15 protein-coding genes are annotated in these 13,105 nt (G+C 59.0%); 3 read left to right on the top strand and 12 right to left on the bottom strand.

From position 1 onward, the window contains the following. Nucleotides 1-46 precede the first annotated feature (46 nt). The 3 genes from LQ231_RS02045 to LQ231_RS02035 form a co-directional block, all read right to left on the bottom strand. On the bottom strand, nucleotides 47-805 hold the full coding sequence (locus LQ231_RS02045; RefSeq protein ID WP_230170094.1) for a SprT family zinc-dependent metalloprotease: 759 nt from the start codon (nucleotides 803-805) through the stop codon (nucleotides 47-49). 92 nt (nucleotides 806-897) lie between these two features. Beyond that, nucleotides 898-1,332, bottom strand: a complete 435-nt coding sequence (locus tag LQ231_RS02040) for a DUF2852 domain-containing protein (RefSeq protein ID WP_230173220.1) — start codon at nucleotides 1,330-1,332, stop codon at nucleotides 898-900. A gap of 147 nt (nucleotides 1,333-1,479) precedes the next feature. Beyond that, nucleotides 1,480-2,760: a polyhydroxyalkanoate depolymerase gene (locus LQ231_RS02035; protein WP_230170093.1), complete on the bottom strand. Its 1,281-nt coding sequence runs from the start codon at nucleotides 2,758-2,760 to the stop codon at nucleotides 1,480-1,482. 300 nt (nucleotides 2,761-3,060) lie between these two features. Here LQ231_RS02035 and LQ231_RS02030 point away from each other — a divergent pair, with 300 nt between their 5' ends. Further along, on the top strand, nucleotides 3,061-3,651 hold the full coding sequence (locus tag LQ231_RS02030; RefSeq protein ID WP_113143748.1) for a nitroreductase family protein: 591 nt from the start codon (nucleotides 3,061-3,063) through the stop codon (nucleotides 3,649-3,651). A gap of 126 nt (nucleotides 3,652-3,777) precedes the next feature. Here LQ231_RS02030 and gyrB read toward each other — a convergent pair whose 3' ends face one another. The 5 genes from gyrB to LQ231_RS02005 form a co-directional block, all read right to left on the bottom strand. Further along, nucleotides 3,778-6,213, bottom strand: a complete 2,436-nt coding sequence (gyrB, locus tag LQ231_RS02025) for a DNA topoisomerase (ATP-hydrolyzing) subunit B (protein ID WP_113143747.1) — start codon at nucleotides 6,211-6,213, stop codon at nucleotides 3,778-3,780. A gap of 141 nt (nucleotides 6,214-6,354) precedes the next feature. Further along, nucleotides 6,355-6,720, bottom strand: coding sequence for a helix-turn-helix transcriptional regulator (locus tag LQ231_RS02020; protein WP_230170092.1), 366 nt, complete (start codon nucleotides 6,718-6,720; stop codon nucleotides 6,355-6,357). Continuing rightward, complete coding sequence (locus tag LQ231_RS02015) at nucleotides 6,717-7,283, bottom strand: Smr/MutS family protein (protein WP_113143745.1); 567 nt, start codon at nucleotides 7,281-7,283, stop codon at nucleotides 6,717-6,719. Before LQ231_RS02015 ends, LQ231_RS02020 begins: the two co-directional genes overlap by 4 nt. Next, on the bottom strand, nucleotides 7,284-8,402 hold the full coding sequence (locus tag LQ231_RS02010; RefSeq protein WP_230170091.1) for a murein transglycosylase A: 1,119 nt from the start codon (nucleotides 8,400-8,402) through the stop codon (nucleotides 7,284-7,286). Continuing rightward, nucleotides 8,399-9,094 (bottom strand): Tim44/TimA family putative adaptor protein, encoded by a 696-nt coding sequence (locus LQ231_RS02005; protein ID WP_230170090.1) that lies wholly within the window; start codon nucleotides 9,092-9,094, stop codon nucleotides 8,399-8,401. Before LQ231_RS02005 ends, LQ231_RS02010 begins: the two co-directional genes overlap by 4 nt. A 140-nt stretch (nucleotides 9,095-9,234) precedes the next feature. Between LQ231_RS02005 and LQ231_RS02000 the strand changes: the two genes are divergently transcribed. Both LQ231_RS02000 and secB read left to right on the top strand, forming a co-directional pair. Continuing rightward, nucleotides 9,235-9,726, top strand: a complete 492-nt coding sequence (locus LQ231_RS02000; RefSeq protein WP_230170089.1) for an FxsA family protein — start codon at nucleotides 9,235-9,237, stop codon at nucleotides 9,724-9,726. 88 nt (nucleotides 9,727-9,814) lie between these two features. After that, nucleotides 9,815-10,291: a protein-export chaperone SecB gene (gene secB / locus LQ231_RS01995; RefSeq protein WP_113143741.1), complete on the top strand. Its 477-nt coding sequence runs from the start codon at nucleotides 9,815-9,817 to the stop codon at nucleotides 10,289-10,291. Between the two features lie 50 nt (nucleotides 10,292-10,341). On the opposite strand, the gene dnaQ is transcribed toward secB, so the two are convergent. From dnaQ to LQ231_RS01975, 4 genes are read right to left on the bottom strand one after another with little or no spacing between them, the layout of a single operon-like run. Beyond that, nucleotides 10,342-11,043 (bottom strand): DNA polymerase III subunit epsilon, encoded by a 702-nt coding sequence (gene dnaQ / locus LQ231_RS01990; RefSeq protein ID WP_230170088.1) that lies wholly within the window; start codon nucleotides 11,041-11,043, stop codon nucleotides 10,342-10,344. 2 nt (nucleotides 11,044-11,045) lie between these two features. Continuing rightward, the gene (coaE, locus tag LQ231_RS01985) at nucleotides 11,046-11,645 is read right to left on the bottom strand and encodes a dephospho-CoA kinase (protein WP_230170087.1); all 600 of its coding nucleotides are present in this window, start codon (nucleotides 11,643-11,645) and stop codon (nucleotides 11,046-11,048) included. Next, nucleotides 11,642-12,499, bottom strand: a complete 858-nt coding sequence (locus LQ231_RS01980; protein ID WP_230170086.1) for a shikimate dehydrogenase — start codon at nucleotides 12,497-12,499, stop codon at nucleotides 11,642-11,644. Before LQ231_RS01980 ends, coaE begins: the two co-directional genes overlap by 4 nt. After that, nucleotides 12,492-13,091 (bottom strand): Maf family protein, encoded by a 600-nt coding sequence (locus tag LQ231_RS01975; protein WP_230170085.1) that lies wholly within the window; start codon nucleotides 13,089-13,091, stop codon nucleotides 12,492-12,494. The genes LQ231_RS01980 and LQ231_RS01975 overlap by 8 nt, the downstream gene beginning before the upstream one ends. Nucleotides 13,092-13,105 lie beyond the last annotated feature (14 nt).

Below are 13,105 nucleotides of genomic sequence, written 5' to 3'. Positions count from 1 at the left end.
AAGAGTCGAGCCAAATTGCGACCTATGCTGAACGGTGGAAGCCTGATCAGCCGAAGTCGATCGCATGAAGCGCGGAGCCATGGCGCTTCAACCACGCCTTGGATTCATCCATATGCGGGCAAAGCTGCTTGCAGAGCGACCAGAAGGCCGGACCGTGGTTCATTTCGCGCAGGTGAGCCACCTCATGGGCGGCGAGATAATCGATCACCGGCGGTGGCGCCATGACGATCCGCCAGGAAAAACTCAGTTTGCCATCCCAGGAGCACGATCCCCACCGACTGCGGGTATCCTTCAGGCTGAGGCTTCTGAAAGGCTTGCCGACAGACCGAGCGTGCTGCTCGGCCAACCGCTCGAGATCTCGCCGCGCTTCCTTCTTGAGGAAATCGGCAACCCGCCGCGGCAAATGATCTTCCAGCCCGCTGACACTGAGTATGTGTCCGATTTCGCTGTCGATCGATTGCGTCAATCCGCGCACCTGGCCGGTATGGACGATACGGTGTTTGATGCCGCGCAGCGTAATCTCGCCGCCATCTTCGATCGCGCTTCCACCGGTCTGGCGCGCCAGCCTTGTGCTGATCCAGCCCTGATGCCGATCGAGAAAATCCTGGATGTCGTGCTCCTTGAGACTATGGGGAATGGTCATCTTCAAGGCGCGGCCACCCGGTTCGATGCGCAGCGTGATCCGCGTTGCACGGGTGTTTTTGCGAATGGTCAACGGCAGCTCTCGACCATTGACGGCCAGGATCCTGTCCAGCGCCGGGCTGGGCTTGTGTATTGCAGCGGGCTTTTTGAACAGGGAGAACATCGTTGTCTTTTAGCCGATTCGGGCGGGAAAATGACGCATAAAAAGGCCGGCATCAAGGACGCCGGCCTCGTTTTGGTCGCGTATGCACGCCGTCAGTTGCCGGAATTGCCCATTGGTGCAATCCCCTGATCGGCAGATTTCACCTGTTGGCGATCACGCATGAAGCGATCGAATTCTTCCTGGTCCTTGGCGCGACGCAGTTCACGCCCATAAGCGTCGAACTCTGCGCGCATTTCGTCGAGCCTGCGACGCTCTTCATCAAGCCGATCGAGCTCCGCCTTGCGCCAATCGTCGAAGGCGACATTGCCGGTGGCCGAAGTCGAACCCTGATAGCGGCTCGAACGGCACCAGGCAAACGCGTCGTCCGCCTTGCGGTTGGCTTCACGCTTGAAAGTCTGGAACTTGTCGCCAAACATAATGTAGGCAAGCATGGCAAGGCCGAGCGGCCAGAACACCATGAATCCAAGGACCATCAGGACGACGGTCGCCGGAGTCCAATCCGGTCGAAGCAATGCTGACTGGTTCATCATCGATTACCCTCGTTTCATCGGGGGCAGGATGCCATCCGATGATTTCGATGTGGGAAACGCGCGGCATGCGTTCAAGTGAAAAACGGATCCAGATGGAGAACCATCTGAATCCGCTTATATAAATTCAACATTGTCGCTTTCGACTTAGCCGGCTTTTCCACCCTTGATGACACGCTTGACGGGCGTCGCCTTCACGCCCTTGGTGTGTTTCGTGGCAAACGCAATGATGCGCGGCGCGATTTCCTTGCGGAAGCGCGAACCGTTGAACACGCCGTAGTGACCGACATCCGGCTGCATGTAGTGCATACGCATCGCGTCCGGAATGCTGCTGCAGATCGTCTGCGCCGCCTGGGTCTGGCCGACGCCGGAGATATCGTCGTTCTCGCCCTCGACGGTCAGAAGCGCCACATTGCGGATCGCCTTGGTGTCGACCGGCTTGCCACGATGCAGCATTTCACCCTTGGGGAGCGAATGCTTGATGAAGACGGTGTCGACAGTCTGGAGATAGAACTCCGCGGTGAGATCCATCACAGCCAGATATTCGTCGTAGAAATCGCGATGCTTCTCGGCAGAGTCGCCGTCGTTCTTGACCAGATGGCCGTAGAACTCCTTGTGCGCGATCATATGGCGATCGAGGTTCATCGACATGAAACCCGAGAGCTGCAGGAAGCCGGGATAGACAGACCGCATGACACCGGGCTGCGGCCACGGAACCTGCATGATGACGTTGTCGCGGAACCATTCGATGGGCTTGTTCTGAGCAAGCTGGTTGACGGCCGTCGGATTGATGCGCGTGTCAATCGGTCCACCCATCAGCGTCATCGAAGCCGGTGCGCAAGTGTCGCCATTGGCTTCCATCACCGCCACAGCGGCCAGAACTGGCACCGAGGGCTGACAGACCGCGACCACATTGGTGTCTGGACCAAGGTGGTGGAGAATCTCGATCACGTAGTCGATGTAGTCATCGAGGTCGAAATCACCATCGGTCACCGGCACCATACGGGCATCGATCCAATCGGTGATATAGACATCGGCGCTCGGCAGCAGTGCCTCGACCGTACCGCGCAGCAACGTGGCATAGTGACCGGACATCGGCGCAACGATTAGAATGCGAGGACCCTTTTCGGTCCCGGCCGGAAGATGGCGCTTGAAATGGATGAGATCGCAGAATGGCTTGCGCCACGTCACTTCCTCTTCGACCGTGACGGCTTCTCCATTGACCGGTGTCGTCGGCAGCCCGAAGGCCGGTTTGCCGTATCGGCGCGTGACGCGCTCAAACACCTCGAAGCCGGCGGAAAAGCTTCGCCCGACGACGGTGTGAGACCATGGGTTAAGAGGATTTTTCCAGGCCAGGTTCATCGCATCCGCCGTCGCGCGAAATGGCGCCATGACAGCATGGTTGAGTTCATACAGCTGATAGAACATCGCTTGGCTCACCTTCCGGTCGTTTGGGCCATATAAGCCCAGGTCGATATGCTACACTAACAGAGTTTTTGCAGTGCAAAAGCCTTTTGATGCACAGCATCCAGCGTGATGCACGGGTGCATTACTCCCCCGTCAAACAGAAGATGGCTGAAAAGACTTAAAGTTCCAGGCGCATCCGCTGGTTAACCGTTTTCCTGGTCCACCGACGGGATTTGTGCAACAGCGAAGGAAGCACTGGCTCCGGTTCGGCAATTGCGCCATTCTTTGTCAGCAAGCCTCCCCATACCGCAAAGGATCCCCATGACCACCAGCAATAGCCGTCAGTCCGAGCACAACGTTGATTCGGTGTTTCTCGACCGTTGGTCTCCGCGCGCTTTCGACGGCAGTGTAATGCCGAAGGCCGACCTTCTGACCATTCTCGATGCCGCCCACTGGGCACCCTCTGCTTTCAACTATCAGCCATGGCGTTTCGTTTACGGCCTCAAGGGCACGCCGGAATTCGACAAGCTTCTCGGTATTCTCAACGAGTTCAACCAGGGCTGGGCGAAGACCGCGTCGGCACTGATCATCATATTTTCCGACACGCTGAGCCGCCCTGCGGATGGCTCGGCGCCGAAACCCTTCCGTAGCCACAGCTTCGATGCCGGCGCCTCCTGGGGACTCCTGTCGCTGCAGGCCGTCAAGTCCGGCTATTTCGCCCATGGCATGACAGGTCTCGATTTTGACAGGGCCCAGGCCGAGCTTGGCGCGCCGGAAGGCTTCCATGTCGAGGCCGCCGTTGCCATCGGAAAGCCCGGCGACAAATCGGTTTTGCCGGAAGGCCTGCGCGCCCGCGAAATGCCAAACGACCGCAAGCCTTTGAATGACGTCGTGTTCGAAGGCGGCTTTTAAGACAATCTGAACGCCCGGAGTTTCACGTGAATCACGTTAACTATGATTCACGTGAAATCTCTGGACAAAAAAATGGCCGCATTCGAGCGAATGCGGCCATCTTGATGTGTCTGATACCAACTCGGATCAGATGTCGAGATTGGCAACGTTCAGAGCGTTTTCCTGGATGAAGTCGCGCCGAGGCTCAACTTCGTCGCCCATCAGCCGCGCGAACAGGCTATCGGCATCGGTCGCATCGTTGACGCGGACCTGAAGCAGCGAGCGGACGTTCGGATCGAGCGTCGTTTCCCACAACTGCTCGGCGTTCATTTCACCGAGACCCTTGTAGCGCTGCATCGAAAGTCCCTTACGGCCGGCCGCGAAAATATGGTCGAGCAAGGCACGCGGTCCGGACATGTCGGTCTTTCCATCCTTGCGTGCCAGAACCGGCGGCTCGGAATAGATGTCATGCAGACGGGGCGTGAGCTGGTCGATATGGCGGGCATCGGCGGACCCGATCAGGGCGACATCGACAGCTGCCAATTCCTTCACGCCACGCACCATGCGCTCAAACCGCAGACCGCCCTCGTCGGTGACAAAGCCCTGCCAGCCGCGCTCGGTTTCTTCGGCGATCATGTCGAGACGGCGCGCGACTTCGGCAGCCGTCGCCTCGGCGCGGGCGCGGTTGTCCGTCAGTTCTGGATTGAGCGCACCGGCAATGGCCGCCTGCTCGATGACGTTGCGGTTGTAGCGCGAGTGCAGGCTATCGACCAGCGAACGTAGACGCAGCGCATCCTGGATGACGTCGCGCAGATCCTGACCGGCGCGAACCTCGCCATTGGCCAGTGTCAGCGTCGCTTCCTCGATGCCCATGGTGATCAGATACTCTTCGAGCGCCTTCTCATCCTTGAGATACTGGACGGACTTGCCGCGCGAGACTTTATAAAGCGGCGGCTGAGCAATGTAGAGGTGGCCGCGCTCGATCAATTCCGGCATCTGGCGGAAGAAGAAGGTGAGCAGCAGTGTTCTGATATGCGCACCGTCGACATCAGCATCGGTCATGATGATGATCTTGTGGTAGCGCAACTTGTCCGGGTTGAACTCGTCCTTGCCGATCGATGTGCCGAGTGCGGTGATCAGCGTGCCGATTTCCTGACTTCCCAGCATCTTGTCGAAACGGGCGCGCTCGACGTTGAGGATCTTGCCGCGCAGCGGCAGGATCGCCTGGTTTTCACGCGAACGGCCCTGCTTGGCCGAGCCACCCGCCGAGTCACCCTCGACGAGGAAAAGTTCGGACTTGGACGGATCACGTTCCGAGCAGTCGGCAAGCTTGCCGGGCAGAGAGGCAATATCGAGGGCGCCTTTGCGGCGAGTCAATTCACGCGCCTTGCGGGCGGCTTCGCGGGCGGCCGCAGCCTCGACGACCTTGCCGACGAGGATCTTGGCTTCGCTCGGATGTTCTTCGAACCAGGTGCTGAGCGCTTCATTGACCAGGCTTTCGACAACCGGTCGAACTTCCGACGACACGAGCTTGTCCTTGGTCTGCGAGGAGAACTTCGGATCCGGCACCTTGACCGAGAGAACGGCGGTCAGGCCTTCGCGGCAGTCTTCGCCCTGAAGGGTGACCTTCTCCCGCTTGGTGATCCCCGAGCTTTCACCGTAGGACGTGACCTGGCGGGTGAGCGCCGCACGGAAACCCGCCATGTGGGTGCCACCGTCGCGCTGCGGGATGTTGTTGGTGAAGCAGAGCACGTTCTCGTGGTAGCTGTCGTTCCACCACATGGCCACTTCGACCGTGATGCCGTCCTTTTCGCCACGGATGGCCACCGGCTTTTGAACCAGCGGCTTCTTCGCACGGTCGAGATAGACAACGAAGGCTTCAAGGCCGCCGTCATAGACCATTTCTTCCTGGCGGATATCTGAGCGACGCTTGTCGGTCAGCAGAATGCGCACACCGGAATTGAGGAACGCGAGTTCGCGCAGGCGATGCTCCAGCGTGCTGTAGTCGAATTCGATGTTGGTGAACGTGTCCGGGCTCGGCAGGAAGGTGACTTCCGTGCCGGAGCGGCCTTCGTAATCGCCGATGACACGCAGCGGCGCATCCGCCACGCCATGGGTAAAGCTGATCTCGTGGACCTTGCCGACGCGGCGGATCTTGAGGTTCAGCTTGACCGACAAGGCGTTGACGACCGAAACGCCGACGCCGTGCAGACCACCCGATACCTTGTAGGAATTCTGGTCGAACTTACCGCCGGCATGCAGCTGGGTCATGATGACCTCGGCAGCAGACACACCCTCGCCGGTGTGGATGTCGGTCGGAATGCCGCGACCATTGTCGGTGACCGTGACCGAACCATCGGCATTCAACGTGACCGTGACGATGTCGGCATGTCCCGCGAGCGCTTCGTCGATCGCGTTGTCGACCACTTCGTAGACCATGTGGTGAAGACCTGAACCATCGTCCGTATCACCGATATACATGCCTGGGCGCTTGCGAACTGCATCAAGCCCCTTAAGCACCTTGATCGAGTCGGCACCATATTCGGCCGGTCCATCATTTTCCGTGATCGGCAAGTCGGTCATTCAGCAATCTTTCCAGTCAATTCTCAAAGGGTCTGCCTGATTCGAATCAGCAGCTTCAAGCGGTTCGACTATAGGGGTTTTGGCAGCAGTTCCAAAGGCGGACGGCGTGTTTCCCGTGGATATCCGAGGGATTTACGCCTTTCACATCCGATTTTTGGCAGCATCAAGGACGGCCTGCAATTCCTGTAGCACATCCGGCGGCAACTGGCGAATCAGGCGTGCGAGTTCATTGGCAAAGGCTGTGTATTCAGGTTTCAAGCCGACCGTATCGAGAACCACACGCGGGTCGGACTGGCGGGCCGTGGCAAACAGCTCATCAGCCTCATCCCAGATAATGTTGAAGTAACCGGCAACACGCTGCAGGAAATCGAAATTCGGCAGCCCGCGTTTTCCATGTTCCAGCGCCGACAGATAGGCCGGCGAGACGCCGATCGCCGCTGCCATCTGCTTTTGCGACACGCCCTTGCGCTCGCGCAATTCGCGCAGTGCCGTGCCGAACGGGGTCATCGACGCTCCACTCCATGACGCGACAGGCGAACATACAGCGCGCCCTCCCCGCCATGCTGCCTCGCCGCGGGCTCATAGGACGAAATCAGAAAGCGGAATTCCGGCATGGAAAACCAGAGCGGCACAGCCCGCTTCAAGGCACCCTCGCTGCCGAGCGAGCTGCCTTTGCCGGTGATGACCAGAACATGACGCAATCCGCGTTCATGGGCTCGGTGGAGGAAATCGAACAGCATGCCATGCGCTTCGCTCTGGATCAGGCCGTGCAGATCGATGCGGGCCTCCAAAGCGAGATGGCCACGCGACAGCTTGCGCTTGACCGGGCGCTCCAGTGGGTGGTGGGTACCGGAAGGTTTGCGCGGACCCGCCGACTGGGTGTTTTCGACGCTTGCGGGCAGAGCAAGAGCGGCCTTGGCCGGCGCCTTGTCTTCCGCGTCTGCTTCGGCCTCGAATTGTCTCTCGAATTCCAGCAGGTCTTGCAGCCGTCCAGGCATCGCACGCGTGGAGCGGGCGACCTTGCCCCACAGAATACGATCCTCCGGATTGAGTTTTGACCCACCTGACACTCAGACAAACCTCTCTGCTGCCTGCTTCGGGATCAATATATAGAAGTCGGCCGCATTGCGCACGGCGCCGGCCAAATCGCCGGCCGCATCGCCCGACCCCGTAAATATGTCGCCGCGCGCAGCACCGACGATGGCCGATCCGGTATCCAGCGCCAGCATCAGACGCGCAAACGGCGCGCCACCGTCGAGATGGGTCAGGTTTTCCGCATGGATGAAAAACGGAAAGCCGAATGTATGGATCTGCCGATCCACCGCCAGCGAGCGACCGGCCACCAAGGGTACCTTGGCCGCAGCAATCGGACCCTTGCCGAGATCGTCAACCTCTGCTTCGCGGAAGAAAATATAGGAGCGGTTGTGCCAGAGGATCTCGTCAACGCGCTCGGGATTTTTCGCCAGCCAGCCACGGATCGACTGCATGGAGATCTGCGCCTCCGGAATTTCTCCAAGATCGATCAACAGCCTGCCGATGCCTGAAAATGCGTGCCCCGCCTTGCCGGCATAGGTGATGCGCTGGATCCGACCGTCCGGATAGCGCAGGCGGGCAGCGCCTTGGACATGAGCAAAGAAGACATCGACCTTGGACTTGGCCCAGGCGATCTCGAGGCCCTGCCCGTCGAGATATCCCTCGTCGATCTCCCGACGCTCGGGATAAAGCGAAATTGCGCCGCCGTTGCCGCGCGCGAAAGCATAGGACGCATCGATGAATGCCGGACGATTGGTCTCATCCAGATCGATCAGGTCCGCCGGGCGGTGGTAAAACGGAAACCGATAGTCCCCGTCGGGCCGGCTCGAGACTGCCACTTCGGGCTCATAGAATGCGGTCACCAGACCTGAGGATCCGTCAAGCGGTTCTATGTGGAATGGCTGGCAGCGTTCCTCGAAGAAGGTCCTCATCGAGGCCGGGTCTCGCGGGTTGAACTGTCTCGCATCATCGAGCAACGGCAAAAGGTCGCTGGCCTTCAAGCCAAGCGACCCCGTGCGATATGGTTTGACTTCGGTGATATGCGCCAGGCATGCCATCATCGCCGGCAGGACCGCCGAGGGATCGTCGGTTTCCCACCCCGGCAGATCCGCGAAGCGCACCGGCTTCAGTCGAAAGTCGACACGCCCTCCGGTCATTGCTCTGCTTCGGTCGCGATCAGCTTCCAGTTCGGATCACGCGAACGAATGTCGCGTGCGAATGTCCAGACATCGTTGACTTCGGACACAGTGTCCGCGTCGCCGTCGATCAGGGCGCCGGCCTTGTCATAGGTGGCCGTGATCAACTGGCTGGCGATGCGAACCGTCACCTGTTCCTCGCTTTCGCGCACCGAGGCCTGGGTGATTTCCGCCTTTTCAATACCGACGAAAGTGGACTTGATCACCTCGCCGCGGCTTTCGCGGTCGGCGATCGCGCTTTCGAATCCGTCCAGCACGTCGCGCGACAGCAGTGTCTTCAAAGTTTTCCGGTCGCCATCGGCATAGGCCATGACCACCATCTCATAGGCCATCTTGGCGCCGTTGAGGAATTCCTTCGGATCGAAGCTGGAATCGTGCCGGGTCAGTTCGCGCAACTGATCGTTCAACGGCGTGCCCGGCTTTGCGAAGGCATCAATTGCCGCAAAACGATCCTCGCCATTGCCCTCGTCGCGACGCGGCAGCGTTACGACCTTGCTGTCATCGGCCGGATCCTTCACCTGATCGCGCTGTGCGAGCGGATCGCGCGGTGGCTTTTCATGACCGGTCCGGCGTCCAAGAACGCTTCGCAGCTGGAAGAAAATCAGCACCGCCGCCACGAGAAAGAACAATGTTACAAAATCATTTGATCCCATGGATACCGCCGGCCTTGATTGAATTTACGTATTCGATCTCCCATATAGTCGTCAGCGCCGTATCATTCAAATGGCAATCTTTGCAAAGAGTTTGCGCCGGCTCTTGCGATCGCATCGACAATTGGCGTTCGGAGACCGTTATGCGCATTTCCCTGGCGCTCATCTTGCTTGCGCCACTCGTTGAGATCGCCAGCCTCATTCTTGTCGGTCAGGCCCTAGGAGTTATGGCAACCCTCGGTCTTGTTCTGCTTGCAGGCATCGCTGGTCTGTTTCTTCTTAGGATCCAGGGAGCGGGCATCTTGCGGCGTTTGCAGACGGAAGCCAGCAAGGGCGCTGATCCCGGCCGCGAGTTGGTTCATGCCGGCCTGCTCGTCATTGCCGCATTTCTGCTGCTCGTGCCCGGCTTTGTCGGCGACGTGATCGGTCTTCTGCTGTTCCTGCCCTTCGTGCGTGATTTCGCCTGGCGCCTGGCCAAGCCACGCATCATCGTCAAGCGCAGCGGCTTCACCGCATCGGACTTCACCTATCAGCCTGTGAAAGATACATCCGTCGTCGATCTCGACGAGGACGAATATCGCCGCGAGCCGAAAGCCGATTCTCCCTGGCGCGGGCCCCGGATCGGCGACCGCTAGAGAGGCTGTGACCCCTGTGCCAAGGGTTGTAAGCGCCAAGCCTTGATGTTAGATGGCCTTAACAAAACACGCTTCGAGGATAAGCCCTATGGCCGACGACACTCAGGGAACAAGCAGCCCTTCCCTCAACATTCTTGCCCAGTACATCAAGGATTTGTCCTTTGAGAACCCTGGCGCACCGCGTTCGCTTCAGGCGCGCGACAAGGCTCCGGCGATCAACATCAATGTCAACGTCAATGCCAATCCGCTGACGGAAACGGATTTTGACGTCGTGCTGGCGCTGACCGCTGAAGCCAAGGAAGGCGACAAGGTCGTCTTCGCGACCGAACTGGTTTATGGCGGCGTGTTCCGCATTACCGGCTTCCCGCAGGAGCATATGCTGCCGGTTCTCTTCATCGAGTGCCCACGCCTGCTGTTCCCGTTTGCCCGTCAGATCATTGCCGACGCGACCCGCAACGGTGGCTTCCCGCCGCTGATGATCGACCCGATCGATTTCGCGCAGATGTTTGCCCAGCGCGTGGCCGAAGAACAGTCGCGCGCCAAGGTTCAAGGCGCACCGAACTGATCCACGCATTTGATGGCAGTATTGGAAAAGGGCCTTTCGGGGCCCTTTTTTCATGCGCTGAATTTGGCCCAGATGGCGTCTGCCCCGAGACGCGCCACAAGTTTGGAATGTGCCTCGATTTCATTGGCCACCAGCCGCGCGGCCATCGGCCTCGGGCGCTCATAGGAAATCTCCACCACATCCTGGAGATCCGCGTTGCGGTTCTGCCGGTTTTCAACCGAGGTCAGTCCAAGAGCGGTCTGACGGCCACCCAGCATTTCAATATAGACTTCGGCGAGCAGTTCGGAGTCGAGCAGCGCTCCGTGCTTGCTGCGGTGCGAATTGTCAATTCCATAGCGACGGCAAAGCGCGTCTAGGGAATTCGGCCCCATCGGATTCTTGCGACGCGCCAGCGCCAGGGTATCGATGACCACATCCGTCTGGACAGCGGGCAAGCCAAGTCGCTCGAACTCCGCATTGATGAAGCCGATGTCGAAGTTTGCATTGTGAGCGACCCATTTAGCGCCGTCGAAGAATTCGCGCATCTCAGACACGATGTCGGCAAAGGGTGGCTTGTCCTTCAAGAAGTCATCCGTGATGCCATGCACGGCCAATGCGTCCGGATGCACCTTGCGGTCGCCCGGATTGATGTAGACATGGAAGCTTCGTCCGGTCGGGAAATGATTGAACAGCTCGATGCCGCCGATTTCGATAACTCGGTCCACTTTTGTTTCAAGACCAGTGGTTTCAGTATCGAATACGATCTCACGCATGATCAATGAATCTCCGGTCGGCGCTGGCTGAGCTGTTGCAGGATGGTTTTGACCTCCCTGCGCGCGCTGTCAATGCCATGCGAGGTATCGATGATAAAATCAGCCCGGTGCCGCTTTTCTGCGTCCGGCATCTGCCGCGCCAGTATGAGCGCGAACTTCTCCTCCGTCATGCCAGGGCGGGCCATGACCCGTTGCCGCTGGATCGCCGCATCACAGGTCACGACGACGATCACGTCGACACGGTCTTGTGCCCCAACTTCGAATAGCAATGGGATGTCCAGCAGGACAATCGCAGTGTGCTTCGCACGATGCATTTCGACGAACTGGCGCTCCCGGTCTCTGACAAGCGGATGAATTATCGCTTCAAGGATTCTAAAGTTAGCCGGATTCTTCGCCAGAGCCCGAGCCAGTATCTGCCTGTCTACAACGCCTGCGACAACAGCTTCGGGAAATTCCGCGGCCACGCCCGCCACAGCCGCGCCAGCATAAAGGTCGTGAACCACCTGATCCGCATCATTGACCGGGATTCCCTCGTCGGCAAAAAGCTTTGCCGTCGTCGATTTGCCCATGCCAATTGATCCCGTGAGGCCGATCACGATCATACGTGCGCTCCGATATCTGCAAGAATGAGTTCGCGCAGTTCCCGCGTGACAGTTGGCCGGCGACCAAACCACTTCTCGAAGCCTGGAACGGCCTGGTGCAACAGCATGCCAAGGCCGTCCACCGTCGCCAGTCCGACGTCTTCCGCCTGCAGCATGAACGGCGTCTTCAGCGGGACATAGACAATATCGGTGACCAGGGCGCCGGTTCGCATGCCGGCAAACGGAAGATGCGGAGCCGGATTCCCATCCATCCCCAGTGAACTTGTATTCACGAACAGGCCCGCCCCTTGCATCAGTTCTGGCAAGGCATCCAGGCCATGCGCCCGTAGCGGCCTGCCAAAACGATCCGCCAGTTCCTCGGCGCGATGAAGCGAACGATTGACGATATGGATTTCCGCAAGACCACGGTCCCGCAAGGCCTGAACGATCGCACGACTGGCCCCTCCTGCCCCGAGCACGACACAGACATCCACCTTGTCCCATCCCGGATGGCTGGCATCAAGGTTTGCGGTGAAGCCGAAACCATCGGTATTGGTCGCGTGCAGCGCGCCATCTTCCATCCACAGCGTATTGACCGCCCCCAGTTCCTCGCTCAGTTGATCCGGCCGATCGGCCAGATGAAACGCTGCTTCCTTGTGGGGGATGGTTATGTTGCCACCCCGATAATCGCCGCCCGCCTTTACCGACCGGATGAAATCGGCGAAGTCCTCCGGCGATACAGCAACCCTCTCGTAGTCACCCGGCAGGCCGAAGTGTTTCAGCCAGTGACGATGGATCAGCGGTGAGCGCGAATGTTTGATTGGATAGCCGGCGACAAACGCCCGCGGCGAAAATGTTTCACGTGAATCATGCATGGTTAACGCCCAGTGTACGCAGCGCCGTCAGCAGAGGTAGAATCGGCAATCCGAGAATGGTGAAATAGTCACCGTCAAACGCATCAAATAGCTGGATTCCCTCTCCCTCCAATTGATAGCAGCCGACACTGCCGAGGATGCACACAAGGTTTCGGTCGAGATATTCCTCGCGGAAATCATCGGTAAAATCACGCATTGTCATTCGCGCAATGCCGACATGAGACCAGAGGACCTCGCCATCCCGGACAAGGCATACACCACTGTTGAGATGATGGGTCTGTCCCCGGAGCGCATCCAACGTCGCGCGGGCGCCGGCGCGATCCGCAGCCTTGTGAAGTAGGCGGTCCCCCAGCGACATGGTTTGATCACAGCCGATGACCATGGCTCCCGGGTGCCGGGTGGAGACATCCCTCGCTTTGGCAATGGCAAGCTGTTCGGCAATGCCTTCCGGCGTTCTTTTGTCTGCCGGCAAGTCATTTTCTATCGCGCGTTCATCAACCCCCGCCGGTTCGGCGGTAAAGGCTAATCCCGCATTGTGAAGCAATTCCCGCCGGGCTTGGCTACCAGAGGCAAGTATCAGGTGTACGGTCATGGCGACTTCCAGAG

The organism is Rhizobium sp. CECT 9324 (assembly GCF_918741265.1).
GTDB lineage: Bacteria > Pseudomonadota > Alphaproteobacteria > Rhizobiales > Rhizobiaceae > Allorhizobium.
The sequence above is the reverse complement of the archived record's forward strand: the minus strand, read 5'-3'. Positions and strand labels throughout refer to the sequence as shown.

Coding starts and splice junctions, on each gene's coding strand:
- LQ231_RS01975 (WP_230170085.1), bottom strand. CDS start 13,091: ATGACCGTACACCTGATACTTGCCTCTGGTAGCCAAGCCCGGCGGGAA.
- secB (WP_113143741.1), top strand. CDS start 9,815: ATGGCCGACGACACTCAGGGAACAAGCAGCCCTTCCCTCAACATTCTT.
- LQ231_RS02030 (WP_113143748.1), top strand. CDS start 3,061: ATGACCACCAGCAATAGCCGTCAGTCCGAGCACAACGTTGATTCGGTG.
- gyrB (WP_113143747.1), bottom strand. CDS start 6,213: ATGACCGACTTGCCGATCACGGAAAATGATGGACCGGCCGAATATGGT.
- LQ231_RS02035 (WP_230170093.1), bottom strand. CDS start 2,760: ATGTTCTATCAGCTGTATGAACTCAACCATGCTGTCATGGCGCCATTT.
- LQ231_RS01980 (WP_230170086.1), bottom strand. CDS start 12,499: ATGCATGATTCACGTGAAACATTTTCGCCGCGGGCGTTTGTCGCCGGC.
- LQ231_RS02005 (WP_230170090.1), bottom strand. CDS start 9,094: ATGGGATCAAATGATTTTGTAACATTGTTCTTTCTCGTGGCGGCGGTG.
- LQ231_RS02000 (WP_230170089.1), top strand. CDS start 9,235: ATGCGCATTTCCCTGGCGCTCATCTTGCTTGCGCCACTCGTTGAGATC.
- dnaQ (WP_230170088.1), bottom strand. CDS start 11,043: ATGCGTGAGATCGTATTCGATACTGAAACCACTGGTCTTGAAACAAAA.
- coaE (WP_230170087.1), bottom strand. CDS start 11,645: ATGATCGTGATCGGCCTCACGGGATCAATTGGCATGGGCAAATCGACG.
- LQ231_RS02040 (WP_230173220.1), bottom strand. CDS start 1,332: ATGAACCAGTCAGCATTGCTTCGACCGGATTGGACTCCGGCGACCGTC.
- LQ231_RS02020 (WP_230170092.1), bottom strand. CDS start 6,720: ATGACCCCGTTCGGCACGGCACTGCGCGAATTGCGCGAGCGCAAGGGC.
- LQ231_RS02010 (WP_230170091.1), bottom strand. CDS start 8,402: ATGACCGGAGGGCGTGTCGACTTTCGACTGAAGCCGGTGCGCTTCGCG.
- LQ231_RS02045 (WP_230170094.1), bottom strand. CDS start 805: ATGTTCTCCCTGTTCAAAAAGCCCGCTGCAATACACAAGCCCAGCCCG.